At 66.6% G+C, this 25603-nt stretch carries 23 protein-coding genes and 2 tRNA genes; 13 read left to right on the plus strand and 12 right to left on the minus strand.

Annotated elements, in window-relative coordinates; translation table 11 throughout:
- Window positions 1–51 precede the first annotated feature (51 nt).
- Both serB and mfd read right to left on the minus strand, forming a co-directional pair.
- The gene (gene serB / locus QFZ47_RS24885) at window positions 52–762 is read right to left on the minus strand and encodes a phosphoserine phosphatase SerB (RefSeq protein WP_307658178.1); all 711 of its coding nucleotides are present in this window, start codon (window positions 760–762) and stop codon (window positions 52–54) included.
- Window positions 759–4241 (minus strand): transcription-repair coupling factor, encoded by a 3483-nt coding sequence (gene mfd / locus QFZ47_RS24890; RefSeq protein ID WP_307658179.1) that lies wholly within the window; start codon window positions 4239–4241, stop codon window positions 759–761. Before mfd ends, serB begins: the two co-directional genes overlap by 4 nt.
- A gap of 384 nt (window positions 4242–4625) precedes the next feature.
- Here mfd and ispD point away from each other — a divergent pair, with 384 nt between their 5' ends.
- Together ispD and ispF are read left to right on the plus strand one after the other, a co-directional pair.
- Window positions 4626–5339, plus strand: coding sequence for a 2-C-methyl-D-erythritol 4-phosphate cytidylyltransferase (gene ispD / locus QFZ47_RS24895; RefSeq protein ID WP_307658180.1), 714 nt, complete (start codon window positions 4626–4628; stop codon window positions 5337–5339).
- Window positions 5336–5830 (plus strand): 2-C-methyl-D-erythritol 2,4-cyclodiphosphate synthase, encoded by a 495-nt coding sequence (ispF, locus tag QFZ47_RS24900; RefSeq protein WP_307658181.1) that lies wholly within the window; start codon window positions 5336–5338, stop codon window positions 5828–5830. Before ispD ends, ispF begins: the two co-directional genes overlap by 4 nt.
- Window position 5831: 1 nt before the next feature.
- On the opposite strand, the gene QFZ47_RS24905 is transcribed toward ispF, so the two are convergent.
- Both QFZ47_RS24905 and ompR read right to left on the minus strand, forming a co-directional pair.
- Window positions 5832–7241: a sensor histidine kinase family protein gene (locus QFZ47_RS24905; protein WP_307658182.1), complete on the minus strand. Its 1410-nt coding sequence runs from the start codon at window positions 7239–7241 to the stop codon at window positions 5832–5834.
- 75 nt (window positions 7242–7316) lie between these two features.
- On the minus strand, window positions 7317–8048 hold the full coding sequence (gene ompR, locus QFZ47_RS24910; protein WP_012747691.1) for an osmolarity response regulator transcription factor OmpR: 732 nt from the start codon (window positions 8046–8048) through the stop codon (window positions 7317–7319).
- A gap of 293 nt (window positions 8049–8341) precedes the next feature.
- Between ompR and QFZ47_RS24915 the strand changes: the two genes are divergently transcribed.
- Together QFZ47_RS24915 and QFZ47_RS24920 are read left to right on the plus strand one after the other, a co-directional pair.
- Complete coding sequence (locus QFZ47_RS24915; protein ID WP_307658183.1) at window positions 8342–8578, plus strand: hypothetical protein; 237 nt, start codon at window positions 8342–8344, stop codon at window positions 8576–8578.
- Window positions 8579–8637: 59 nt separating this feature from the next.
- Window positions 8638–9348 (plus strand): SIMPL domain-containing protein, encoded by a 711-nt coding sequence (locus QFZ47_RS24920; RefSeq protein ID WP_307658184.1) that lies wholly within the window; start codon window positions 8638–8640, stop codon window positions 9346–9348.
- Window positions 9349–9371: 23 nt separating this feature from the next.
- On the opposite strand, the gene QFZ47_RS24925 is transcribed toward QFZ47_RS24920, so the two are convergent.
- Window positions 9372–10142: a 3-hydroxybutyrate dehydrogenase gene (locus QFZ47_RS24925; RefSeq protein WP_307658185.1), complete on the minus strand. Its 771-nt coding sequence runs from the start codon at window positions 10140–10142 to the stop codon at window positions 9372–9374.
- A gap of 26 nt (window positions 10143–10168) precedes the next feature.
- Here QFZ47_RS24925 and QFZ47_RS24930 point away from each other — a divergent pair, with 26 nt between their 5' ends.
- The 7 genes from QFZ47_RS24930 to QFZ47_RS24960 all read left to right on the plus strand — a co-directional run bounded on the left by QFZ47_RS24930 (window position 10169) and on the right by QFZ47_RS24960 (window position 16574).
- Window positions 10169–11161: an alpha/beta fold hydrolase gene (locus QFZ47_RS24930; protein WP_307658186.1), complete on the plus strand. Its 993-nt coding sequence runs from the start codon at window positions 10169–10171 to the stop codon at window positions 11159–11161.
- A gap of 106 nt (window positions 11162–11267) precedes the next feature.
- On the plus strand, window positions 11268–13409 hold the full coding sequence (locus tag QFZ47_RS24935) for a RelA/SpoT family protein (protein WP_307659008.1): 2142 nt from the start codon (window positions 11268–11270) through the stop codon (window positions 13407–13409).
- 48 nt (window positions 13410–13457) lie between these two features.
- Window positions 13458–13534: transfer RNA gene (locus QFZ47_RS24940), tRNA-Val, on the plus strand.
- Between the two features lie 170 nt (window positions 13535–13704).
- A complete protein-coding gene (locus QFZ47_RS24945) occupies window positions 13705–14073 on the plus strand; it encodes a hypothetical protein (RefSeq protein ID WP_307658187.1) in 369 nt (122 codons plus the stop codon).
- A gap of 72 nt (window positions 14074–14145) precedes the next feature.
- Window positions 14146–14706, plus strand: coding sequence for a polyhydroxyalkanoate synthesis repressor PhaR (phaR, locus tag QFZ47_RS24950; RefSeq protein WP_307658188.1), 561 nt, complete (start codon window positions 14146–14148; stop codon window positions 14704–14706).
- A 41-nt stretch (window positions 14707–14747) separates the two neighbouring features.
- On the plus strand, window positions 14748–16154 hold the full coding sequence (gene rimO / locus QFZ47_RS24955) for a 30S ribosomal protein S12 methylthiotransferase RimO (RefSeq protein ID WP_307658189.1): 1407 nt from the start codon (window positions 14748–14750) through the stop codon (window positions 16152–16154).
- Between the two features lie 141 nt (window positions 16155–16295).
- Window positions 16296–16574, plus strand: coding sequence for a hypothetical protein (locus tag QFZ47_RS24960; protein ID WP_307658190.1), 279 nt, complete (start codon window positions 16296–16298; stop codon window positions 16572–16574).
- Between the two features lie 77 nt (window positions 16575–16651).
- Here QFZ47_RS24960 and QFZ47_RS24965 read toward each other — a convergent pair whose 3' ends face one another.
- The 4 genes from QFZ47_RS24965 to QFZ47_RS24980 form a co-directional block, all read right to left on the minus strand.
- Window positions 16652–16783 (minus strand): hypothetical protein, encoded by a 132-nt coding sequence (locus tag QFZ47_RS24965; protein WP_307658191.1) that lies wholly within the window; start codon window positions 16781–16783, stop codon window positions 16652–16654.
- A 56-nt stretch (window positions 16784–16839) separates the two neighbouring features.
- The gene (locus QFZ47_RS24970; RefSeq protein WP_307658192.1) at window positions 16840–17136 is read right to left on the minus strand and encodes a hypothetical protein; all 297 of its coding nucleotides are present in this window, start codon (window positions 17134–17136) and stop codon (window positions 16840–16842) included.
- An 81-nt stretch (window positions 17137–17217) separates the two neighbouring features.
- Window positions 17218–17610 carry a YkvA family protein gene (locus tag QFZ47_RS24975; RefSeq protein ID WP_307659009.1) on the minus strand — a complete coding sequence of 131 codons (393 nt, stop codon included), beginning with the start codon at window positions 17608–17610 and terminating at the stop codon, window positions 17218–17220.
- A 509-nt stretch (window positions 17611–18119) separates the two neighbouring features.
- Window positions 18120–18204: transfer RNA gene (locus QFZ47_RS24980), tRNA-Leu, on the minus strand.
- A gap of 80 nt (window positions 18205–18284) precedes the next feature.
- Between QFZ47_RS24980 and rnr the strand changes: the two genes are divergently transcribed.
- Together rnr and QFZ47_RS24990 are read left to right on the plus strand one after the other, a co-directional pair.
- A complete protein-coding gene (gene rnr / locus QFZ47_RS24985; protein WP_307659010.1) occupies window positions 18285–20552 on the plus strand; it encodes a ribonuclease R in 2268 nt (755 codons plus the stop codon).
- A 58-nt stretch (window positions 20553–20610) separates the two neighbouring features.
- Window positions 20611–21375, plus strand: a complete 765-nt coding sequence (locus tag QFZ47_RS24990) for an SDR family oxidoreductase (RefSeq protein ID WP_307658193.1) — start codon at window positions 20611–20613, stop codon at window positions 21373–21375.
- Between the two features lie 6 nt (window positions 21376–21381).
- Here the strand turns inward: QFZ47_RS24990 and QFZ47_RS24995 are convergent, their stop codons facing one another.
- From QFZ47_RS24995 to QFZ47_RS25005, 3 genes are read right to left on the minus strand one after another with little or no spacing between them, the layout of a single operon-like run.
- Entirely contained in the window at window positions 21382–22842 is a 1461-nt protein-coding gene (locus QFZ47_RS24995) for an NAD(P)H-hydrate dehydratase (RefSeq protein WP_307658194.1), read from the minus strand.
- Between the two features lie 60 nt (window positions 22843–22902).
- Window positions 22903–24156: a D-amino acid dehydrogenase gene (locus QFZ47_RS25000; RefSeq protein WP_307658195.1), complete on the minus strand. Its 1254-nt coding sequence runs from the start codon at window positions 24154–24156 to the stop codon at window positions 22903–22905.
- Between the two features lie 52 nt (window positions 24157–24208).
- Entirely contained in the window at window positions 24209–25534 is a 1326-nt protein-coding gene (locus QFZ47_RS25005) for an amidase (RefSeq protein ID WP_307658196.1), read from the minus strand.
- Between the last annotated feature and the right edge of the window lie 69 nt (window positions 25535–25603).

Below are 25603 nucleotides of genomic sequence, written 5' to 3' on the forward strand. Positions count from 1 at the left end.
TTCGCGGAGCAAGGTACCCCGTCGGCGTGATCGCGCCCTGAAACGAAGTTCTCACTCCATGAGCTCCAACAGCCGTTCAAGCCCGCCTTCGTTGATGGCCACCATGGCCTGTTCGCGGACTTTCGGTTTCGCGTGGTAGGCCACCGAAAGACCGGCTTCGCCCATCATCGGCAGGTCGTTCGCGCCGTCGCCCACGGCAATGGCTTCCTGCGGCGAAATGCCCAGCAGGGATGCCACCTCGAGCAGCGTGCGGCGCTTCTCGGCGCCGTCGCAGATGTCGCCCCAGCTTTGCTGCACCACCTGGCCGGTGAGCTTGCCATCGGCCTCGTCGAGCAGGTTGGAGCGCGCGAAGTCGATGCCCAGGCGGTCCTTCACGCGGTTCGCAAAGAAGGTGAAGCCGCCCGACACCAGCAGCACCTTGAGCCCTGCCTTCTTGCAGGCGGCCACCAGTTCGGTTGCGCCGGGGTTGAGCTTCAGCCGCTGGTCATAGACCTGCTGCAGCGCTTCGACCGGCACGCCCTTCAGCAGCGCCACGCGCCGCCGCAGGCTTTCCTTGAAGTCCTTGATCTCGCCGCGCATCGTGGCTTCGGTGATCGCGGCTACCTCGGCCTTTTTGCCCACGGCATCGGCGATCTCGTCGATGCATTCGATGTTGATCAGCGTCGAGTCCATGTCGAACGCGATCAGCTTGAAATCGGCGAGCACGAGCGGCGGCTTCACGCGCTGGATGACAAGGCCGGGAGAGATTTCTGTAGCGCTCATGCGGGAACGATTTCCTTGACGATGGGTTGTCCGAGGCTGCGCAGCACGTCGCGCACCATCTGCGCACGCTCCTTGGGCTCTTTCAGCTCGCGCTCGATGCGCAGCTTCTCGTTGCCCGCGAGCTTGATGTGCTTGTTCTTCTGGATCAGGTGAATGATCGCCATCGAGTCGACCGGCGGATCTTTCTTGAAGGTGATGTGGATGATGCCCGGCGCCGCATCGACCTTGACCACGCCATAGGGCCGCGCCAGCACGCGCAGCCGGTGCGTGTCGATCAGCGTCTGCGCCTGCGGCGGCAGCTTGCCGAAACGGTCGACGATTTCTTCGAGCAGCGTGTCGATCTGCTCCGGCGTCTTCGCCGTGGCCAGCTTCTTGTAGAACGACAGGCGCAGGTGCACGTCGCCGCAGTAGTCGTCGGGCAGCAGGGCGGGCGCGTGCAGGTTGATCTCGGTGGTGACCGACAGCGGCGCCAGCAGGTCGGGCTCCTGTCCGGCCTTGAGCGCGCGCACGGCTTCGCTCAGCATCTCGTTGTAGAGCTGGAAGCCGATCTCCATCATGTTGCCGCTCTGGTTCTCGCCCAGCACTTCGCCGGTGCCGCGAATTTCGAGGTCGTGCATCGCGAGGTAGAAGCCCGAGCCCAGCTCTTCCATCTGCTGGATGGCGTCGAGCCGCTGCGCCGCCTGCTTGGTCAGGCCCTCGGTGTCCGGCACCATCAGGTAGGCATAGGCTTGGTGGTGCGAGCGGCCGACGCGCCCGCGCAGCTGGTGCAGCTGCGCCAGGCCGAACTTGTCGGCGCGGCTCATCACGATGGTGTTGGCGGTCGGCACGTCGATGCCGGTCTCGATGATGGTCGAGCACAGCAGAAGGTTGTAGCGCTGCGCCACGAAGTCGCGCATCACGCGCTCCAGCTCGCGCTCGGGCATCTGGCCGTGGGCCACGGCGATGCGGGCCTCGGGCAAGATCTCTTCGAGCTTCTGGCGGCGGTTCTCGATGGTCTCGACCTCGTTGTGCAGGAAGTACACCTGCCCGCCGCGCTTGAGTTCGCGCAGCACGGCTTCGCGGATCACGCCGGTGCCTTCGTTGCGAACGAAGGTCTTGATGGCCAGGCGGCGCTGCGGCGCGGTCGCGATCACGCTCAGGTCGCGCAGGCCTTCGAGCGCCATGCCCAGCGTGCGCGGAATCGGTGTGGCGGTGAGCGTGAGCACATCGACCTCGGCGCGCATCGCCTTCATCGCCTCCTTGTGGCGCACGCCGAAACGGTGCTCCTCGTCGATGATCAGCAGGCCCAGGTTCTTGAACTTGATCGACGGCGACAGCAGCTTGTGCGTGCCGACCACGATGTCGACCGTGCCCTCGGCCAGGCCCTTGGCTGCCGTGTTGATCTCCTTGGTCGAGCGGAAGCGGCTCATTTCGGCCACCTTGACCGGCCACTTGGCGAAGCGGTCGACCAGCGTCTGGTAGTGCTGCTCGGCCAGCAGGGTGGTGGGCGCGAGGAACGCCACCTGCTTGCCGCCGGTGATCGCGATGAAGGCGGCGCGCAGGGCGACTTCGGTCTTGCCGAAGCCCACATCGCCGCAGACCAGGCGGTCCATCGGCTGCGGCGAGATCATGTCCTGCACCACGGCGTGGATCGCGGCCTTCTGGTCGGCGGTTTCCTGGAAGCCGAAGTCGTTGGCGAACACCTCGTAGTCGGCCGCCGAATAGCGGAAGGCGTGGCCTTCGCGCGCGGCGCGGCGGGCGTAGATGTTGAGCAGCTCGGCGGCCGAGTCGCGCACCTGTTCGGCAGCCTTGCGCTTGGCCTTTTCCCATTGGCCCGAGCCCAGCCTGTGCAGCGGAGCCTCGTCGGCGCTGACGCCGGTGTAGCGGCTGATCTGGTGCAGCTGCGACACGGGCACGTAGAGCGTGGCCTTGTCGGCGTACTCCAGGTGCAGCATTTCCTGCAGCAGCGGCTTGCCTTCGGCATCGACGCCCTGGCCCAGGTCCATGTGGATCAGGCCGCGGTAGCGGCCGATGCCGTGCGCGGTGTGGACCACCGGATCGCCCACGTTGAGCTCCGACAGGTCCTTGATCAGCGCCTCGACGTCGCTGACCTGCTCTTGCTTCTTGTTGCGGCGGCGCGTGGTGGGCGCGGTTGCGAACAGCTCGGTCTCGGTGACGAGGTCGATGCCTTGCTCGCGCCACGCGAAGCCCGAGGCCAGCGCGGCGGTGGCGATGCCGATCTTCTCGTCGGGCGAGGCTTCGAACTCGGCCAGCGAATCGAAGGCCGGCGGGCTCACGCCGCTGGCGCGCAGGAAGTCGAGCAGGCTTTCGCGCCGGCCTTCGCTTTCGGCGATCAGCAGCACGCGGTGCGGCGTGGCCTTGATGTGGGCCTTGAGGCCGACCAGCGGATCTTCGGCGCCGCGCACCACGGCGAAGGGCGGCAGCCTGTCGAACTCGGCGTAGGGCGTGTCGGTGGCGACGTCGCCTCGAATGGCCAGTTGGGCGTGCGGCTTGGCGCGCTGGTAGAACTGCTCGGCGCTCAGGAACAGCGCCTCGGGCGGCAGCGCGGGACGTTCGGGGTCGCCCTGCACCAGCCGGTAGCGCTCGTTGGTGTCCTGCCAAAAATGCTGGAACGCGGGTTCGAGATCGCCATGCAGCACCACGGTGGCGTCCGCCCCCAGGTAGTCGAACACCGTGGCCGTTTCGTCGAAGAACAGCGGCAGGTAGTACTCGATGCCGGCGGTGGCCACGCCGTTGCCCATGTCCTTGTAGATGCGGCTCTTGGTCGGGTCGCCCTCGAGCAGTTCGCGCCAGCGGCTGCGAAAGCGCGCGCGGGCGTCGTCGTCCATCGGGAACTCGCGGCCCGGCAGCAGCCGCACTTCGGGCACCGGGTAGAGGCTGCGCTGTGTGTCGGGATCGAAGGTGCGGATGGAGTCGATCTCGTCGTCGAACAGGTCGACGCGGAACGGCACCGGCGAGCCCATGGGAAACAGGTCGATCAGGCCGCCGCGCACCGCGTATTCGCCCGGGCTTACCACCTGCGTCACGTGGCTGTAGCCGGCTAGCGTGAGCTGGGCCTTGAGCTTCGATTCCTCGAGCTTCTGCTTGGCCTTGAAGTGGAAGGTGTAGCCGGCCAGGAAGGCCGGCGGCGCCAGCCGATAGAGCGCGGTGGTGGCGGGCACCAGCACCACGTCGGCCTCTTTCTGGCTGATGCGCCAGAGCGTGGCGAGCCGCTCGCTGATCAGGTCCTGGTGCGGGGAGAAGCTGTCGTAGGGCAGCGTTTCCCAGTCGGGGAACAGGGCGCAGCGCAGTTCGGGCGCGAAGAAGGCGATTTCGTCGATCAGCCGCTGCGCGTCGTTGGCGTCGGCCGTGAACATCGCGGTGGCGCGGCCTGCGGCCTTCTCGCGCATGCCCAGCTGCGCCAGCAGCAGGGCATCGGCCGACAACGGAGGACGCGGCAGCGTGAATCGCTTGCCCGCCGTGAGGTGGGGGAGGTCCATGGAATGCCTAGGGTCTGCTCACACTATGCAAGGGGTCGCGTTGCTTCGCAAAGGGGTTGGCTGCAAGGCGCCCGCGCGCAGCAAGGCTCGCGCCTTGCAAGTGCGGGCAACGCCGCAGACGGCCCCTTTGCGAAGCAACCCAAAGGGAAGCTCGCCACAGCCCGCTCCTCGGCGTTGCGCTCCTTGTGCGTGCGGACGCACGCACGGCGTCACGCGCCTTGATGGGCGGGCTGTGGCGAGCTTCGCGACCCCTTGCATAGTGTGAGCAGACCCTTATGAAAATGCACAACACCCCGCGCCGGCTGGCGAGGGGTGTGCGAAGCGGTCGATTCTAGAATGGCGGCCCCTTATCCGCTTGCCGGCCGTTGGCTCGTGCCGCACCCCATGTCTTCTTCCCGACTTTTCGTGCTGATTCCTTGCGCCGGTTTCGGCCACCGTGCGGGTGGCGTTCTGCCCAAGCAATACCAGCGGCTCGCGGGATCGTCCATGGTGGCCCATACGGTGGCCGCTTTCCGCTCGCTGGCGGGCCGATTTGCCGGCTTGGCGGTGGTGGTGTCGCCGAACGACCGCGAGGTGCAGACCGCGCTGCCGCGCTTTCCGGTCGACAACGAATTTCTGTTGCGCGTGGGGGGCGTCACGCGCGCGGCCACGGTGCGCAACGGCCTCGCGGCGCTGCGGCAGAAGGGCGCCGGGGCGCATGACTGGGTGCTGGTGCACGACGCGGCGCGCTGCCTTGTCACCTCGAGCCAGATCGAGGCGCTGATCGCGGCCTGCGAGCACGACGCCGTCGGCGGCCTGCTGGCGCACCGGCTGGCCGACACGCTGAAGGTGTCCTCGGCCGACAGCCGCGTCTCCCAGACCCTTTCGCGGGCCGACAAGTGGCTGGCCCAGACGCCGCAGATGTTCCGCATCGGCATGCTGCTCGATGCGCTGGAGCGAACCGGCGACGCGGTGACCGACGAGGCCGGCTCCATCGAGGCCATCGGCCTTTCGCCGTTGCTGGTGCCGGGCAGCGCGCAGAATTTCAAGGTGACTTTCCCCGAGGACTTCGCACTGGCCGAAGCGGTTCTGCTCGGCCGCAGGAAGGCCATGCCATGACGGCCGCATTCAATATCCGCGTGGGCGAGGGCTGGGACGTTCACCAGCTGGTGGCGGGGCGCAAGCTCATCCTCGGCGGCGTGGAGGTTCCGCACACGACCGGCCTGCTGGGGCATTCGGACGCCGACGTGCTGCTGCATGCCATCACCGATGCCTTGCTCGGCGCGGCCGGCCTGGGCGACATCGGCCGGCACTTTCCCGATACCGACGCGCAGTTTCGCGGTGCCGATTCGGCCGTGCTGCTCGGCGAGGCGGCGCGCCGCGTGCGCGCCGCGGGCTGGGAGGTCGGCAATGTCGACAGCACGGTGATCGCGCAGGCGCCCAAGCTGGCGCCGCACATTCCGGCCATGTGCCGGCGCATCGCCGAGGTGCTGGGGCTTGCGCCCGACCAGGTTAACGTGAAGGCCAAGACGGCCGAAAAGCTCGGCCCGGTCGGCGAAGGCCGCGCGATGGAAGCCCGCGCGGTGGTGCTGCTGCACCGCCAGGGCTGACTCAGGCGCGCCGGGCGGCCGCTTCCACCGGCCTTGGATCGGGCATGGCGCGCGGCATGCGGATGTGCGCCGCAAGGCCGCGTCCGGGGGTGCTGGTGAGCGCAAAGGTGCCGCCCATGCGCTCGATGTTCTTCGCGACGATCGACAGGCCGAGCCCGGCACCGGCGGCGGACGTGCGCGCCACGTCGCCGCGGAAGAACGGCTTGGTCAATTGCGAGAGCAGGGCGGGCTCGACGCCCGCGCCATGGTCGCGCACCTTGATCAGCACCGCGTCGTTGTTCGACTGCGCCTGGATCACCACGTCGGCGATGCCGGTGGACGGCGTCTTGCCGTAGCGCCGCGCGTTCTCCACCAGGTTGGAAATCACGCGCGTGAGCTCGACCTCATCGCCCAGCACGCGCAGGTCGGGCGGCACGTCGACGCGGATGTTCATCTCTTCGTAGTCCTGCACGGCGTAGGTGCAGGCGTCGACCACGTCGCGCAGCAGCACGGGCTTGGGATCGACGTGGTCGGGGCGCGCGTAGTCGAGGAACTTGTCGATGATGGCGTCGAGCTGGGCGATGTCGGCCGCCATGTGGTCGCGCGCGTCCTCGTCGGCCACGCTCATCTCGGTTTCGAGCCGCAGGCGCGCGAGCGGCGTGCGCAGGTCGTGCGAGATGCCGGCCAGCATGATGGCGCGGTCCTGCTCGATTTTTGCGAGCTGGTCGGCCATGCGGTTGAAGCCGATGTTGACCGCGCGAATCTCGTTGGTACGGGCGCTCTCGTCGAGCCGGTGCGCCTCGTATTCGCCTTCGCGCACCTGCATGGTGGCGCGCGACAGCTGCTTGAGCGGCAGGTTGATGAGCCGCGTGATCAGCGCCGCGCCGGCCAGGGACAAAGCCATGGCGGTGCTGAGCCAGACCAGCCAGGTGCGGCCGCCCACGCGGCTGAAGCGGGTCGGGTCGAGCAGCAGCCAGTAGGTGTCGCTCTCGATGGTGAAGCCGATCCACAGGCCCGGTTCGTCGTTGACGCGGCTGGCCACCGTGGTGCCTTCGCCGAGCTGGTCGATCAGCTCCTCGGTCACGCGCTGGTCGAGCGCGCCGCTGGTGTAGGGCTGGAAGCGGTCGACGGGTTCGCGCGGCAGGATGCGCACGCCCTCTTGGTCGGCCAGCGTCTTGATCAGCGACACCCGCGTGATCGCGTCCGAATACACCAGCGCCGCGCGCGTGAGGTTCACGAGCGAGGCGATCTGGTGCGCAGTCTGGATGGCGCGCGGCTCGTATTCGAGCGAGCGGAAGGTCTGCAGCCAGGCGACCGTACAGCCGATCAGCAGCAGCGCGAGCAGGAAGAATGTGCGCCAGAAAAGGCTGAAGCCGAGCTTCAGGCCCGGTCGCCGGTCACGCTGGCCGGTGCCCTCCAGGGGGCTCGGCATGGTGACCTGCGCGCCGTCCTCCTGGGCTGGGCTGGGTCTGGCGGATTGCAGGCCGATGGCCACCTCAGGGCGTGCTTAGGCCGTGCCGTCCGGCACGAACACGTAGCCCACGCCCCACACGGTCTGGATGTAGCGGGGCGCCGCGGCATCGGCCTCGACCAGCTTGCGCAGGCGCGAGATCTGCACGTCGAGGCTGCGGTCGAAGGGCTCGAATTCGCGGCCGCGGGCCAGCTGGGCCAGCTTCTCGCGCGACAGCGGCTGGCGCGGATGGCGCACCAGCGCCTTCAGCATGGCGAATTCGCCGGTGGTCAGGGAGAGTTCCTCGCCGTCCTTCTTGAGCGTGCGCGAACCCAGGTCGAACGCGAAGGGCCCGAAGGTCACGGTCTCGTTCTCGGTGGAAGGGGCGCCGGGCGCTTCGAGCGGCGGACGGCGGCGCAGCACCGCGTGCACGCGCGCCAGCAACTCGCGGGGATTGAATGGCTTGCCGAGGTAGTCGTCCGCGCCGACTTCGAGGCCGACGATGCGGTCGACGTCTTCGCCCTTGGCGGTGAGCATGATGATTGGCGTGCGGTCGTTGGCGGCACGCAGGCGGCGGCAGACCGACAGGCCGTCTTCGCCGGGCATCATCAGGTCGAGCACGATCAGGTCGACCGTGTCGCGCAGCAGGATGCGGTTGAGCGCCTTGCCGTCCTCGGCCACGATCACTTCGAAACCTTCCTGGGTCAGGTAGCGGCGAAGCAGGTCGCGGATGCGGGCGTCATCGTCGACGATCACGATCTTGTCAGTGCGGGCGGGAACTTGAGTCATTTCTACAACGTTGAATTTGTAACAGCGCCGATTCTGAAGGCGTTGAGCCCCCGCTGAGTCGGTTTTACTTATGGTTTGACACTAAGTTACAAAACTTGCGGTCGCTAGCTGTCTAGTCATCCGACGTTCGTCCGGCGGTGGCAAAGTCCAGCCTGTCCTAAGACTTTTGTTCAATGAGAACCCTTCTTCCCGTCCTGCCGATCCTCGTTGCCTGCAGCTGCGGCCCTGCCTTGGCGAGCGCTGGCGAGTTTCTCAGGGTCGGTGACTCGCGCCGGAACGAGGTACGTGAAGCCGTGGCGGCCCACCGTGCCGCGCAGCGCGACGAAATCCGGCGGGAGGAGGCCGTGGCCGGCCGGCGCCTCACGGCGGCCGAGCTCTTCGAGCTGCGCCAGCAGGTGCGAAGGCAGTGGACGCCGCCCGGCACACCCAACGTGCTGAATTCGGCAGAATCGCAACCGGCCGAGCGAATGGTGCCGCAGCCGATCTCGGCCGCGCGCGCCCTGACCTTGCCACGCAGCCAGCGCCGCTGAAGCGGCGAGGGCTGCCTGTTCTTGCGTTCTTGAACACAAACCCAGGGAGTAATCTCGTCTTGAAAAAAATCAGATTGATCGCGGCTTGCGTCGCATTGGCTGCGGCAGGCGCCGCGGGCACGGCCATGGCCCAGAACATGGCTGCGCCGCCGCAGAACGTGCTGCAGCTCACGGCCTCGGGCACGGTCGAAGTGCAGCAGGATCTGCTGAGCATGACGCTCACCACCACGCGCGACGCCCCCGATGCCGCCACGGTCCAGTCGCAGCTCAAGACCGCGGTGGACGCCGCCCTGGCCGAGGCGAAGAAAAACGCCCAGCCCGGCCAGCTCGACGTGCGCACCGGCAATTTCAGCCTGTCGCCGCGCTACACCCGCGAAGGCAAGATCAACGGCTGGCAGGGCTCCGCGGAAATGGTGCTCGAAGGCCGCGACTTCCCGCGCATCACGCAGACCGCGGGCCGCATCACCGCGCTCAACGTCGGCAACGTGGGCTTCGCGCTGAGCCGCGAGCAGCGCGCCAGGAGCGAGGCCGAGGCCCAAACCATCGCCATCGAGAACTTCAAGCAGAAGGCCACCGAACTGGCCAAGGGCTTCGGCTTCGGCGGCTACACGCTGCGCGAAGTTTCGGTGAACGCGAACGACAGCGGCCCGATCCGGCCGCGCGTCATGGCAGCGGCCGCCAAGTCCTTTGCGGCAGACGCGCCGGTGCCGGTGGAAGCCGGCAAGGCCAGCGTGGTCGTGAACGTGTCGGGGTCGGTGCAGCTCAAGTAGAAGAAAAAGCCGGAAGGCCCTTCTTACTGGGCCGTCCAGCCGCCGTCCATTTGCCAGGCTACCCCGCGAACCTGATCGGCCGCCGGCGAGCACAGGAACACCGCAAGGCCGCCGAGCTGTTCGACCGTGGTGAACTGCAGCGAAGGCTGCTTTTCTCCCAGCAGTTCGTTTTGCGCCTGCATGGCCGGGATGCCTTCGCGTGCCGCGCGGTCATCGATCTGCTTTTGCACCAGCGGGGTCAGCACCCAGCCCGGACAGATCGCATTGCTCGTGATGCCGGTGGTCGCGGTTTCGAGCGCCACCGACTTGGTGAAGCCGACAATGCCGTGCTTGGCCGCTACGTAGGCCGACTTTTGCGCCGAGGCCACCAGCCCATGGGCCGATGCGACATTGACGATGCGGCCCCAGTTGGCCTCGCGCATGGCGGGAATGGCGAGCCGGGTCGTGTGGAATGCGCTCGTGAGGTTGATTGCAATGATGGCGTCCCAGCGTTCTGGCGGAAAGTCCTCGACCTTTGCCACATGCTGGATGCCGGCGTTGTTCACGAGGATGTCGATGCGCCCGAATTTGGACGCGGCGAACTTCATCATGTCCTCGATCTGGCCGGGCTGGCTCATGTCGGCGCCGTGATATTCGGCGCGCACGCCGAGCGCTTCTATCTGGGCCTTGGGGGTTTCGGCGTCGCCGAAGCCATTGAGCACGATGTTTGCGCCTTGTTGTGCAAGCGCGTTGGCAATGGCAAGGCCAATGCCGCTGGTGGACCCCGTGACAAGCGCGGTTTTGCCTTTGAGCATGAAGATCAATCTCCGGATGAATTAGGATGCGACGAGACCATTATCCGCACCAGGACGACTTCGTTTTCATGACAGAACCGGCGCTTCATTACGTGGCGTGCGATGACGCCCAGGGCGGTCACCGCATGGCCTATTGGCAATGGGGCGACGCGCGCAGCGCGCACGTGGTGGTCTGCGTGCACGGCCTGACGCGGCAGGGGCGCGACTTCGACGTGCTGGCGCAGGCCATCGTCGCTCGCGCCGGCGGCGACGTGCGCGTGGTCTGCCCTGACGTGGCGGGCCGCGGCCGAAGCGACTGGCTGCGCGATCCGGCCCTCTACCAGGTGCCGGTCTATGCGGCCGACATGCTGGCGCTGGTTGCGCAGCTGCATCGCGAGCAAGCGATCGATATGCTCGACTACCTGGGCACCAGCATGGGCGGGCTGATCGGCTTCGTGCTGGCGGGGCACAAGCAATTGCCGCTGGCGCGGCCGATACGCCGCTTCATCGTGAACGACGTGGGTCCGACAATCGAGGCCGGCGCGCTTCAGCGCATCGGCGCCTACGTGGGGCAGGGCGGCCGCTACGAAAGCCTGCAGTCGGCCGCCGACGCCATGTGGGCGATCTCGACCTCCTTCGGCCCGCATACGCCCGCCCAGTGGCTCTCGCTGTCGCAGCACATGGTGGTGCCCGCATCGCAGCGCACGGCCGATGGCGCCGGCAAGGTGGAGGCCGGTGCACTCGACGGCGATGCATGGCTGCTTCACTACGATCCGGCCATTGCCGTTGCGCTGCGCGCCATCACGCCCGAGGCTGCGGCCCAGGGCGGTGCGGTGATGTGGAGCCTTTATGACGCCATCGATGCGCGCACGCTCGTGACGCGCGGCGCCCAGTCGGACCTGCTCTCGCGCGAAACGGCCCTGGCCATGACGCAGCGCGGCCCGCGCGCGGCGCTGATCGAGTTCGAAGGCGTGGGTCATGCGCCCACCTTCGTCGACCCCGGGCAGGTGGGCGCCGTCACCAACTTCCTGTTCGATTGAGGCCAACGTGAAGCGCGAGTCCTCGAGTCTTCAAACGGCGCACGCCTCCGATACGGCGGTGGTGGACTATCCCTTGTCCGCCGCCACGGCCGACCGCACGCCGGTGATGGAGAACATGCTCGCCCGTGCGCGTGCTTTCGCCGAGCCGCTGATCGCCGACGAAAAGCTCGACACCGGCGAGAACACGCTGGCGCATGCCGACGCCGTCGCGGCCATCGTCGCGAAGATGGGAGGCTCCGAGGCCATGCAGGCCGCGAGCTACCTGGTCTACGCCTGCCAGCACCTCAACCGCCCGCAGGAAGTGATCGCCAAGGTGTTCGGCGACAACTTCGCGGCGCTTGCGGTCGAAACCACCAAGCTGGTCCGCGTGCAGGAGCAGGCCCGCTCGGCTTCGCAAGGCCATCACCTCGGAGAAGGCGCGGGTGCGCAGACCGAGAACGTGCGCAAGATGCTGCTCGCGTTCTCGCGCGACCTGCGCGTCGTCATGCTGCGCCTTGCGTCGCGCCTGCAGACTCTGCGGCATGCCGCCGCCAGCAAGCAGCCGGCGCCCGAGAGCGTGGCGCGCGAGTCGCTGCAGGTGTTTGCGCCGCTCGCCAACCGGCTTGGCATCTGGCAGGTGAAGTGGGAGATCGAAGACCTCTCGTTCCGCTTCCTGGAGCCCGAGACCTACAAGCTGATCGCGCGCCTGCTCGACGAGAAGCGGGTCGAGCGCGAAGGCCACGTCGAGCAGCTGCGCTCGCAGCTCGAAAGCGAGCTGCAGGCCGAGGGCGTGCGCGCCACGGTGCAGGGCCGGCCGAAGAACATCTACAGCATCGTCAAGAAGATGCGCGGCAAGTCGCTCGACTTCGCGCAGGTGTTCGACATCCTCGCGCTGCGCGTGGTGGTGCCCGACGTGAAGGACTGCTACGCCGCGCTGGCCTGGGTGCATTCGCACTTCCTGCCGATCGACGAGGAGTTCGACGACTACATTGCGCGGCCCAAGCCCAACGGATACCAGTCGCTGCACACCGTGGTGCGCGAAATGGTCGATGGCAAGCCCGGCAAGCCGATCGAGATCCAGATCCGCACGGAAGAAATGCACGACCATGCCGAGCACGGCGTGGCGGCGCACTGGGCCTACAAGGAAGCCGGGCACAAGGGCTATGCGGGCGTGTGGGCGAGCGGCGAATACGACGCGAAGATCGCCGTGCTGCGGCAGCTGCTGGCATGGGAGCGCGACCTGTCGGGCGGCTCGCAGGGTCAGGGACTCTTCGACGACCGCATCTACGTGCTCACGCCCGACGCGGCCATCGTCGAACTGCCGCAGGGCGCAACGCCGGTCGACTTTGCCTACACCGTGCACACCACGCTGGGCCACCGGTGCCGCGGAGCGCGTGTCGACGGGGCCATGGTGCCGCTCAACACGCCGCTGTCCAACGGGCAGACAGTCGAGATCATCGCGGCCAAGGAGGGTGGCCCTTCGCGCGACTGGCTCAATGCCGAGCTGGGCTACCTTGCAAGCCACCGCGCACGCGCCAAGGTGCGCGCATGGTTCAACGCGCAGATCACGCACGAGACCGTGGCGCGCGGTCGCGAGGCGGTCGAAAAGCTGCTGCAGCGCGAAGGCAAGACCTCCACGCGGCTCGAGGACCTGGCTTCGCAACTGGGCTTCAAGTCGGCGGATCACTTGTTCGAGGTGGTCGGCAAGGACGAGTTCTCGCTGCGCAACATCGAGATGCTGCTGCGTCCGCCCGAGCCCGCGCCGAACCCGGACGACGGCGTGCAGATCAAGAAGCCGCGCGCGAGCGAGAAGTCCGGCAAGGGCGGCGTGCTGGTGGTGGGCGTGTCTTCGCTGATGACGCAGCTTGCCAAGTGCTGCAAGCCCGCGCCGCCCGACGCCATCCGCGGCTTCGTGACGCGCGGCCACGGCGTGAGCGTGCACCGCGCCGACTGCAGCAACTTCCGGATGATGGCCTCGCGCGACGGCGAGCGCGTGATCGACGTCGAGTGGGGCGCCGCGAAGGGCGGCGAAGCGCCGGTCTATGCGGTCGACGTGGCCGTGGAAGCGGCCGACCGCCAGGGCCTGCTGCGCGACATCTCCGATGTGTTCGCACGCGAGAAGATGAACGTCATCGGCGTGCAGACCCAATCGGTCAAGGGCACGGCGTGGATGACTTTCACCGTGGAAATCTCCGACGCGGCACGCCTCGCGCAGGTGCTTGGCCTCGTGACGGCGGTTGCCGGTGTGCGATCTGCACGTCGGCGCTGAAAAGCGCGTTTTCTCCTGCTACAATAGCTGCTTCTCGGACACATCCTTAGGCGCGTAGCTCAGCTGGTTAGAGCACCACCTTGACATGGTGGGGGTCGTTGGTTCGAGTCCAATCGCGCCTACCAATTTCTGCTTCAACTTCCGGCCAACCACCGGGTCTGTTGAACAGGGCTTTCACCGGGTTCCCCGGTGTTTCAATCGTCCTTGCGGTGAAGCAGACAAAGACCATGGCCATGTTGTTGTGCTACCTTGGCCGCTCTGCAAACCTTTTCCAAATTTCTTGACAAGCGATCTGATGAATACGCGATCAACGCTGGTTGATCGGGCTCATGCCGACATGCGCCTGGCCGCATTGCTCAGGCAGGCCCCCATTGAATTTGCGCGCGCGGTCTATGGCATCAACGACCACGCAAGCGGCCGTACCGACACCATGGCAGCGCGTGAAATAGCACGCGCCATCCGACAGGGCACGCCCGTGACGCAGGAGCGCGCCGAGCAGCGCTCGCGCGCCTACTTGCCGACCGCCGGCCAGGAGCACTGTCCGCGTTGCTGGGTGGTCTACGGCCACAAGAGTCCGCTGCGTTTCAGAGAAGCCACCGAAGAACGCCCCGAGACCGCGACCTGCAGCGCATGCGGCGCCGAGTACGCGACAGCGCTCGATTGAAGCGGCGGATGCTCGGTCAGGGTAAACCTTGTCGCGATGCAGCAAAACCGCTACCTAGAATCATCGGATGACATGGGCATCCATGTGAAGGAGTCCGCAGTGCAGAGCAAGAAGTCCGGGGTCAAGCCGGTGCAACGTGTCATCAAGAAGTACCCCAACCGAAGGCTCTACGACACCGAGACGTCCACGTACATCACGCTCACCGAGGTGAAGCAGCTGGTCATACAGAATGCCCAGTTCGTGGTGCGCGATGCCAAGACAGGCGACGACCTCACGCGCAGCATCCTGCTGCAGATCATCCTCGAGGAAGAAGCAGGCGGCGCGCCCATGTTCACCGAGCAGGTGCTGTCCAACATCATCCGCTTCTACGGACAGGCGATGCAGGGCTACATGGGCCCCTACCTCGAAAAGAACATCCAGGCCATGACCGAAGTGCAGGCCCAGCTCGCCGAAAAGGCCGAGGGGCTCACGCCCGAGATGTGGTCGCGCTTCATGACCATGCAGTCGCCGATGCTCCAGGGGCTCATGGGCAACTATGTCGAACAGTCCAAGACCGTGTTCTTGCAAATGCAGGAGCAGATGCAGAAGAGCACCGAGCAGGTGTTGGGCGCATTCGGCATCAAACGCCCCTGAAATTCCGTCCCCGGCGGATAGCTGGGACAATAGAGGCATATATGAGCGAAGTTGCCTCCCCCGAACGCATGGCCACGCGGGCCGCCCCCAAGGTCGGCTTTGTGAGCCTGGGCTGCCCCAAGGCCCTGACCGATTCCGAACTGATCCTGACCCAGCTGAACGCCGAGGGCTACCAGACCGCCAAGACCTTCGAGGGCGCCGACCTGGTGATCGTCAACACCTGCGGCTTCATCGACGATGCCGTGAAGGAAAGCCTCGACACCATCGGCGAGGCGCTGGCGGAAAACGGCCGCGTGATCGTCACGGGCTGCCTGGGCGCGAAGACCGGCGACCAGGGCGGCAACCTGGTGCGGCAAATGCATCCCAGCGTGCTGGCCGTGACCGGTCCGCACGCCACGCAGGAAGTGATGGACGCGGTCCACGCCAACCTGCCGAAGCCGCACGATCCGTTCGTCGACCTGGTTCCCAACACCTTCGGCATTGCCGGCCTCAAGCTCACGCCGCGGCACTATGCCTACCTGAAGATCAGCGAAGGCTGCAATCACCGCTGCACCTTCTGCATCATTCCCTCGATGCGCGGCGACCTGGTGTCGCGCCCGGTCGGCGATGTGCTCGGCGAGGCCAAGGCCCTGTTCGAAGGCGGCGTCAAAGAGTTGTTGGTGATCAGCCAGGACACCTCGGCCTATGGCGTGGACGTCAAGTACCGCACCGGTTTCTGGGATGGCAAGCCGGTCAAGACGCGCATGCTCGAACTGGTGCGCACGCTCGGCGAAATTGCCGAGCCCTATGGTGCCTGGGTCCGGCTGCACTATGTGTACCCGTATCCGAGCGTGGACGAGATCATTCCGCTGATGGCCAGCGGCCAGGTGCTGCCTTACCTCGACGTGCCGCTGCAGCACAGCCATCCCGATGTGCTCAAGCGCATGAAGCGGCCGGCCAGCGGCGAGAAGAATCTGGAGCGCCTGGCGCGATGGCGCGAGGTCTGCCCGGAGCTGGTGATCCGCAGCACCTTCATCGCCGGTTTCCCTGGCGAAACCGAGCAGGAGTTCGAGCACCTGCTCGACTTCATCCGCGAGGCGCAGATCGACCGGGCCGGATGCTTTGCCTACAGCCCGGTGGCGGGCGCCACCGCCAACGACATTCCCGGCATGCTTGCGGCCGAAGAACGCGAAGCCCGCCGCGCCCGCTTCATGGAAGTGGCCGAAGCGGTATCGATCGCCAAGCTGCGCCAGCGCGTCGGTGCCACCATGCAGGTGCTGGTGGACTCGGCGCCCGGCATGGGCCGAAAAGGCGGCGTGGGCCGCACCTACGCCGACGCACCCGAGATCGACGGCACCGTGCGCCTGCTGCCGCCCGAGAAGATCAGCAAGACGCTCAAGGTGGGCGAGTTCACCCGGGCGCGCATCGTGGGCGCCGAGGGCCACGACCTGATCGCGCTGCCGATCTGAGTGCCTGCCACCGGGCGAGAATGCGCGCGGGAATGGCCGACCCGCGAAGCACGAGTTGAGCGACAGGCAGGAAAGTCGTACGCCTACAGACGCCTGCAATTCGAAGCCTGAACGTGGCGCTTCCGCTCTCCAGGAGGTCCCATGTTCTTCCAGCTCTTCCGACCCGGATCCAGCCTTCATCTCAAGAGGGCTGCGGCCTTGCTTCAGGAAGCCCAGATGGCGCGTCTCGAACACCAAGCTGCGGCAGAGCATCACGCGGCCCTGGCAAAGATGTATGCGGAGCGCGTCAAGCGCCTGTCGGGCGAGGTCTATCCGCTTCCTGCCCCTGGCGGCGAGACGGGCGCGAAGGCCGAACAGGAGAAGCCGGCGATCTATTCGATCGAGAGCAATCGCAGGCCGAAGTCGAACCTGCTGACGTAGTTCAAAAAAAGAACAGCCCGCTGGAAGCGGGCTGTTCGATGGGCATGGACGGGGTGCCAGGGACCCGGTGGCTCTTCTCAGTCATCCGAGCGAGAAACGACCAGCAGGCTCATGAACAACGCCCCGAGGAACATGCCGGCCAACAAGGTAAATGCTGCAATCACAATGATCTCCGCTAAATCTGATATTTTCGGATCAAACGTAACCATATGTACGCCTTAGAGTTGCTTTTAGAAGCGATTTCGACGCGAAAGTGTGACTTTTGCTACACCTTCGGAGTGAAAGTTGAAAGCGCGTCGCCGCTCTGGCTCGAACGGTCTGGATACAGGTACCTCGAGTACTCGCCGGACTTGCCGTACAGCTGCGCTGCGAGTTCCACGGGATCTTCGCTGCCGTGCTTCTCATAGAGCACGGGGCCCCAGATGATGAAGCCGTCGATGCTCAGCGAGTGAGGTGCGGGTTCGATGGCCTTCCATGCATGCGCAAACTTCGAGATCCATGCCAGTGCTTCGGCCAGCGCATGGTTGCGAGCAGGAGAGGTGGTTCGTTCGGATGTCGACATGGGCGGTTATCCTTTGTGAAAAGACTGTACAAATATACAGTAAAATTCACAATGTCGAGAGTTGTTGCCGCCGGTCCCGATCTATTTTTGCGTGCCGAACCAGGCCCAGAGCGCGGCGCCCACGCCAACCCATATCGCCAGGATGAGCACGGCGCCCGCCATGCTTCGCGGCTTCGTGCCCTGTTCCTTCATCCACAGGTCAGCGCGCTGGCGGCACTCCTCGAGCACATCGGCCGGAATGAGCCGGATGCTCAACCAGATCAGGCCGGGCAGCAGCAATGCGTCGTCGAGGTAGCCAAGAACGGGAATGAAATCCGGTATGAGGTCGATCGGGCTCAGCGCATACGCGACGACAAATGCCGAAAGCAGCTTCGCGAACCAAGGCGTGCCCGGATGGCGATAGGCAAACCACAAGGTCACGGCATCGCGCTTGATTCGCGATGCCCATTGCCTGATGCGTTGGGAAATGGCCATGCTCATACGCTGCTGAACCGGTGCATTGCCTGGCGTGGTAAGGTACATCCCGGCTTCAAAGCCGTCGCAACTCCGCAGGTTCGCCTGCGATCCCTGCAGCGGGTCGAAAAATGCCGCGCTCATCAGCTTGGGTTTTGCGGTTCACCTCTACTGCCAACACGGTGTTATTGATTCGGTTGCTCCGCTTCTCGAGACTCTGCGCGATCATTCGTCGATGTACTGCGTCAGAATGGTGGAAAGCCGCTTCTCCACGAGCGGGTTGCTGCATCATTTCATGAGACGAAGCCCGTTCCATTTGTTCGAATCCGTGCCGCCGAAGAAAAGCGCTTCGCAGAATGTTCCGTCTCAGGATCACGAAGCTGTGCGTGAACACGGCACGCAACCGTCGGTGCAGCCTGGCTTGGCCGCGACCGGCATCCGTGAGGGAGAACATCCCTCGATCATGTTCCCAGGGAAAAGAAAAAACCCCTGTAAATCGATGATTCACAGGGGTTTCAGCTTGGTAGGGGTGGTGCCCAGAAGAGGACTCGAACCTCCACGATGTTACTCGCTAGTACCTGAAACTAGTGCGTCTACCAATTCCGCCATCTGGGCCCACATAGTTGCCGAAGCAGTTATGTTTTGAATTTCAGGAAAGAGAGAATCATATCAAAAATAATGGCCATTCCAGCGGTCTGCTGGATGAATTTGAAGGAACTGTTCAAGGGCATCGCGACGGACACGGTTTCGTGCAGCGCGACGACGGCGAAGCCGACATCTATCTGCCCCCGAACGAGATGCGTGCGGTGCTGCACAAGGACCGCGTCAAGGCGCGTGTGGTGCGGCAGGATCGGCGCGGACGTCCCGAGGGGCGGGTGGTCGAAATCGTCGAGCGCCCCGAGCAGCCGATCATCGGCCGCCTCCTGCATGAAGGCGGCGTCTGGCTCGTCGCGCCCGAAGACAAGCGCTACGGACAGGATGTCCTGATCCCCAAGGGCGCCACCGGTCCCGCCAAGGTGGGGCAGGTTGTCGTGGTGCAGCTCACCGAGCCGCCGGCGCTGTTCGGCCAGCCGGTCGGGCGCGTGAAGGAAGTGCTCGGCGAGATCGACGATCCCGGCATGGAGATCGAGATCGCGGTGCGCAAGTACGGTGTGCCGCACGAGTTTTCCGAAGCCTGCCTGGCCGAAGCCAAGGCATTGCCGGAGAAGGTTCGCCCCGCCGACAAGAAAGGGCGCATCGACCTGACCGACGTGCCGCTGGTCACCATCGACGGCGAGGACGCGCGCGATTTCGACGACGCCGTGTACTGCGAGCCCGCCAAGGTCGGCCGCGGCAAGGGCTGGCGCCTGCTGGTTGCCATTGCCGACGTCAGCGCCTATGTGCAGACCGGCTCGGCCATCGACATCGACGCCTACGACCGCGCGACCAGCGTCTACTTTCCGCGCCGCGTGATTCCGATGCTGCCCGAGAAGCTGTCGAACGGCCTGTGCTCGCTGAACCCCGAGGTCGAACGCCTGTGCATGGTGTGCGACATGCTCGTGGCGGCCGATGGCGAGGTCTACGCCTACCAGTTCTATCCGGCCGTGATGTTCAGCCACGCCCGCTTCACCTACACCGAAGTGGCTGCGATCCTTGGCAACACACGCGGCCCCGAAGCTGCCAAGCGCAAGGACCGCGTCAAGGACCTGCTGAACCTGGCCGACGTATACAAGGCGCTGCTCAAGCAGCGCGGCAAGCGCGGCGCGGTCGACTTCGAAACCACCGAGACGCAGATCATCTGCGACGACGCGGGCCGCATCGAGAAGATCGTGCCCCGCACGCGCAACGAGGCGCACCGCCTCATCGAAGAGGCCATGCTCGCGGCCAATGTGTGCAGCGCCGATTTCATCGCCGAAGGCAAGCACCCGGGCCTGTTCCGCGTGCACGAGGGCCCGACGCCCGAGAAGAAGGAAATCCTGCGCGGCTACCTGAAAGCCATGGGCGTGGGCTTGAGCATCACCGACGATCCGCGTCCCGGCGAGTTCCAGGCGATTGCCGAAGCCACCAAGGAGCGGCCCGACGCGCAGCAGATCCACACCATGCTGCTTCGCTCGATGCAGCAGGCGATCTACACGCCCATCAACAGCGGTCATTTCGGCCTGGCGTACGAGGCCTACACGCACTTCACGAGCCCGATCCGGCGCTACCCCGACCTGCTGGTGCATCGCGTGATCAAGGCCATTCTCGGCAAGACGCGCTATCAGCTGCCGATGCTGCCGACGCCGGGCGAGGCGCACGCCAAGCTGGCCAAGCGGCTGGCCTCGCGCGTCAAGGCGCCGACCACCAAGCCGCAGAAAGCCACCGTTGCGCCGACCAAGGAAGTGCTGGCCTGGGAAGCCGCCGGTCTGCATTGCAGCGCCAACGAGCGCCGCGCCGACGAAGCCAGCCGCGACGTCGAAGCCTGGCTCAAATGCAAGTACATGCGCGAGCATCTGGGCGAGGAGTACGGCGGCGTCGTCACGGCGGCCACGACCTTCGGCATCTTCGTGACGCTCGATGCGATGTACGTCGAGGGGCTGGTGCACATCACCGAACTCGGCGGCGAGTACTTCAAGTTCGACGAAATGCGCCAGGAGCTGCGCGGCGAGCGCACCGGCATTCGCTACGCCATCGGCACGCGTGTGCGGGTGCAGGTGAGCCGCGTCGACCTGGACGGGCGCAAGATCGATTTCCGCCTTGTGCGCGAGGGCGAAGACCTCACGGCGCGAGCCATGAAGGACAAGGGCGCTTCGGCTGGCGTGCCGGTCAAGGCTTCGGCCAAGCGCAGTTCGCGCCACAAGGCCGAGGCGGTTTCCTCCGAGCAGCGCGTCGAGCGCAGCGCGACCGTTGCCGCGGCGGGCCCTCAGTCGGCGATGCAGGCTTTCAAGTCGGCGGTCAAGAAGGCCGCCAACAAGATGAAGGGGCGCAAGCCGCGCCGCGCATGATGGGCAGCGCAGCATTGCATCCCATCCATACAGACAAACCGAGAAGGAGACACCGAGCATGAGCGTGGAAAACAACAAGGGCCGCATCGCGATCGTCACAGGCGCAGGCACAGGCATCGGCCGCGCTGCGGCGCTTGCATTGCTGGCCGACGGCTGGAGCGTGGCGCTGGCGGGGCGCCGCCTCGAGCCGCTGGAACAGGTGGCCGAAGAGTCCGGCGCCGGCGCACGCGCCTTCGCAGTGCCCACCGACGTGGCCAGCGCGGAATCGGTGCAGGCGCTGTTCGCCGCCGCGGTGGAGCGCTTCGGCCGCGTCGACCTGCTGTTCAACAATGCCGGCGTGGGCAACCCGCCGGGCCCGTTCGAAGACTGGACGCCCGAGCAGTGGCGCGGCGTGGTCGACATCAATCTGAGCGGCATGTTCTTCTGCATCCAGCAGGCGTTCCGCACGATGAAGGCGCAAACGCCGCGGGGCGGCCGCATCATCAACAACGGCTCCATCTCGGCCACCGCGCCACGGCCGAATTCCGCGGCGTACACCGCGACCAAGCACGCAGTCGAGGGCCTTACCAAGACCGCTTCGCTCGATGGCCGCAAGTACGACATCGCGGTGGGCCAGATCGACGTAGGCAACGCCATGACGGAATTGGCTGCGCGCATGGCCAGGGGCGTGCCGCAAGCCAACGGCGAACTCGCGATCGAGCCGCTGATGGACGTGAAGATCGTGGGCCAGTCGGTGCTCTATATGGCGAACCTGCCGCTGGAAGCCAACGTGCTGTTCCATACCGTGATGGCGACGAAGATGCCCTTCGTCGGGCGCGGCTAGAACTCGTCAGCAGGGCGCTTGCCGCGCCAGCGCGCCGGCCGTCAGCGGCGGTGCGCCGGCCGGCCACGTATCGGCGATGTGGCCGTGGCGCCAGACGGCTTCGCACGCCGCTTCGAACGGCGGCCGCCGCGCTGCCAGTGCAGCGCCGATCATTCCCGCGAGCACGTCGCCCGTGCCGGCGGTGGCGAGCCTGGCGTTGCCGGTCGGGTTGAGTACCGGTGGCGTGCTGCCGCCCTCGGCGATCACTGTTCCCGAACCCTTGAGCACGGCGACCACGCCGTAGCGCGACGCGAGCTGGCGGGCGGCTGCAAGCCTGTCGGCCTGGATGTCGGCGGCCGTGCAGTTCAACAGGCGCGCGGCCTCGAGGGGATGCGGGGTGATCACCGTCGGCTTGCCGCGCCGGGCGCGCGAAGCCAGCTGGGTCTGCAGCGCGCCGTCGTTCGCGATGGCGTTCAACGCATCGGCGTCGAGCACCAGCGCTGCCGCGGTCGCCAGCACGCGCGGCAGCACCGCGCGGATGTCCGTACCACCGCCGCATCCGCAGACCGCTGTCATCTCCGAGAGATCGAGCGCGTTGGCGTCCCGCAGCATCAGTTCGGGTTGCGCCAGGTCGACCGGGGCCGCGCCCGGATCGAGCAGCCCGACGAAGACGCGGCCGGCACCCGCATGCAGCGCGGCGGATCCGGCCAGCAGCGCGGCGCCCGCCATACCGGAGGCGCCACCGATCACCGCGACATCGCCGTAGCTGCCCTTGTGCGAAGCGTGGCTGCGCGGCGGTTCCGCTGGCGCGCCCGCCAGGCGTGCGGCCGGCGGCTCGGCGGTGCCGCTGCAACCCAGGTCGTCGAACCAGACCGTGCCCGCGGCGTCTCGGCCCTGCGCCGTGAACAGGCCTGGCTTGAGTGTCAGGAAGGTCGCGCAGAAGCGATGCGAAGCGGTAGCCGAATGGGGGGCAGCGCTTGAAACGCCGGTGTCGGCATTCAGTCCGGATGGCACGTCGACACTGAGCACCGGCGCAGCCATCGCATGCATCTGCCGCAGCCATTCGGCCATCGCATTCGCGGGCGGCCGGGTTGATCCGATGCCGAGCAGTGCGTCGATCGCGAGGTCCCAGGTGGCGGGCGGCTCGGGCGCGAAGATCACGCCGGCATCGCGGGCCCGTTGCAGCGAAGCCCCGGCATCCGGCGGTAGCCGGCTTTCATCGCCCGCGAACGTGACGATCGGCAGGAAGCCGCGCTGCTGCAACTGCACGGCAGCCTCGAAGCCATCACCGCCGTTGTTGCCCGGTCCGCAGGCGATCCAGATCGTCCGCGCATGCGGCGCGACCGCCATCGCCAGCCGCGCCACGGCCAGGCCTGCCCGCTGCATCAGGGTGTGATGGGGCAGGGCGGCTGCGGCCGCTTGTTCGATGCGCCGTGTCGCCGCAATGTCGAACAGGTCGGCGACGGTGGCGGACGTGATGCGCTGCATGGGCCGATTCTGCCCCCTCGGGTGCGCAACTGCGGCGGCCCGGGCCGCTTGCCTGCCTGCCTACTGAACGAGCCGCTCGATGCCCAGGCCTTCGAGATCGACGCCCGCATCGCGGCCGCCGATCAGGTCGGCCACCACGCGTGCGCTGCCGCATGACAGCGCCCATCCGCTCGAACCGTGGCCCAGATTGAGCCAGACGCCCGGCACGCCGCTGGCGCCGAGCACCGGCGGGCCGTCGGGCAGCATCGGACGCGCGCCCTTCCACTGCTGCACGCCCGACTGCAATGTTGCAGCGCCCGGAAACCAGTCGTGCAGCACCTTGTAGAGCGTTTGCACCGCCGAAGGGTTCATGGTGCTCAAAGAGCCGCCGATCTCGGCGCTGCCGGCCACGCGCACGCGCTGGCCCAGCCGCGAGATCGCGACCTTGTAGCGCTCGTCCATCACGGCGCTGCGCGGGGCGTTGAGAGATTCGCGGATCGGCGCGCTGATCGAGTGGCCGTACACCGGCGCCAGCGGAATCCTCAGGCCGAGCGGCCGCAGCAGCGAGGCCGAGGCGAGACCGGTGCACACCACCACGGCATCGAAGCGCAGCGGCGGCGAGCCGCTCGCGAGCGAGATGGAAGTGGGTCCCGCGCGGCTCAGCGGCGCAATGTCGCAATTGAAATGGAACTGGGCGCCGAGTGCCTCGGCTTCCCACTTGAGAAGCAGCGCGAACTGGCGGCAGTTGGCCACTTCGTCCTCGGGCAGGTGGATCGCACCCGCAAGCGCCGTGTCGGCGTTGAGCGCAGGCTCGATGCGGCGGGCCTCGTCGGCGTCGACCTCCTTGAAGACGCTGCCGGCCGCGCGCAGCACCTCGAGTCCTGGCTGGACCAGTTTTTTCTCGCGCTTGGAGCGCAGCAGCACGAGGTAGCCGTCGCTGCGTTCGTAGCTCAGTTCGCGCGCTTCGGTCACTTCGTGCAGCCGGGTGCGGCTGTAGAACGCAAGCCGCTGCATGCGGGCGCGGTTGGCCAGGTAGGTTTCGAGCTTGCAGGCTTTCTGCCAGCGCGACATCCAGCCGATGTCGCGCGAACTCAGCGGCCAGCGCAGCTTGATGGCACCGTGCGGGGACAGCAGCGAACGCAGCACCTTGGCGCGCATGCCCGGCGCCGCCCACGGGGTGACATAGCCCGGCGCGACCACGCCGGCATTCGCAAAACTGGCTTCCTCGGCCGCAGCGCCGCGGCGCTCGAACACAGACACTTCATGGCCGTCCGAAACCAGTTCCCAGGCGGTTGTGACGCCGATGATGCCGGCGCCCACGATCGCGATTTTCATTGAATTTTTGAGTAAGAAGAGATGGCCGGCGCCCGTCGATCGGTGCGCGAGGCTATTGGTTTTGCAGCGCTTGTTCCGCTTGCAGCGCGACCGCGAGAACGGCGTCGTCGTGCAGCGCGGCGTGCCACAGCATCAGGCCCGCCGGCAGTTCGCCGCCGGCATGGCAGGGCAGCGAGATGGCGCAGCCGTCGAGCATGTTGACGATCGACGGATTGCGCAGCAGCAGTGCATTGACGCGGAAGAATTCATCGTCGCGCTCGGCGCCTGGTGCAACGCTTGCAATGGCGGGCGCAGCGATCGGCACCGTGGGCGACAGCACCGCGTCGAAGGGCGACAGCGCTGCTTCGACGCGGGCGATCCAGGCGTGGCGGGCATGCACGAGATCGATGTATTCGTGCGCCTTCATGGCCGCGCCCCGGAGGATGCGCTGGGCCACGCGCGGGTCGTAGCCGGCGCCGCTGCGCTCGAGCAGCAGCCGGTGCCAGGCATAGGATTCGGCCGCCGAGAAACCGCCCGTGGCGTTGATGGCCTGCAGGTCGGTCAGTTCCGGCAGCTGGATCTCGTCGATCCGGGCACCCGCCTCGCGCAGTGTTCGCAGCGCATTTTCGAAGGCGCGGGCCACCGCGGGCTCGATGCCGTCGAAGAACACGTTCTTCACGACGGCAAGCCGGTACGCCCCCAGGGAGGCCGCGCCGGCGGTCACGCGGCGTGCCGCGAGGATTTCGTGCGCGGTGATCGCGTCGCGGACCGAGCGCGTCATGGCGCAGACCGTGTCGAGCGTGGTCGACAGCGGCAGCGCGCCTTCGGTCGGCACCAGCCGCGCGGTGCTCTTGAAACCCACAATGCCGTTCAGCGCCGCGGGAATGCGGATCGAGCCGCCTGTGTCGGAGCCCAGGCCGATGAATGCCGCCCCGGTGGCGACCGAGACGGCTGCGCCGGAGGACGAGCCTCCCGGGATGCGCGGCGTGGCCGTGTCGCCCGCGTTGGCCGGCGTGCCATGGTGCGGGTTCACTCCCACGCCGGAGAACGCGAACTCCGTCATGTTGGTGCGGCCCGTCAGCACGCCGCCCGCGGCGCGCAGCCGCGCCACGGCGACGGCATCGGCCCTGGCGGCCGGCGCATGCGAGAGCACCACGGAGCCGGCCGGGGTTGGCTGCCCCTCGATGTCGAACAGGTCCTTGGCGGTGAAGGCAAGCCCGGCGAGCCTGCCTTGCGGCGCTGATGGGGTGAGCTGCTGGCGGGCTTCGTCGAACAGCGTGCGGGTGAAGACGTGGCGGCAGGCCGCCGACTGGGAAATGCCGATGGCGCGCTCCAATTCGGTGCGTGCATCGGTGCCACCTGCCAGAAGATTCAGACGGGTGGCGTGGAGGTCGTTCATGGATGGGCTGCGAGGGCGCGGACGGCTCGGTTCCGGGGTGGTGCAAGGAGAAAAGGCTCAAGAGGGCCG

The sequence above is a fragment of the Variovorax paradoxus genome, assembly GCF_030815975.1.
Taxonomy (GTDB): domain Bacteria; phylum Pseudomonadota; class Gammaproteobacteria; order Burkholderiales; family Burkholderiaceae_C; genus Variovorax; species Variovorax paradoxus_N.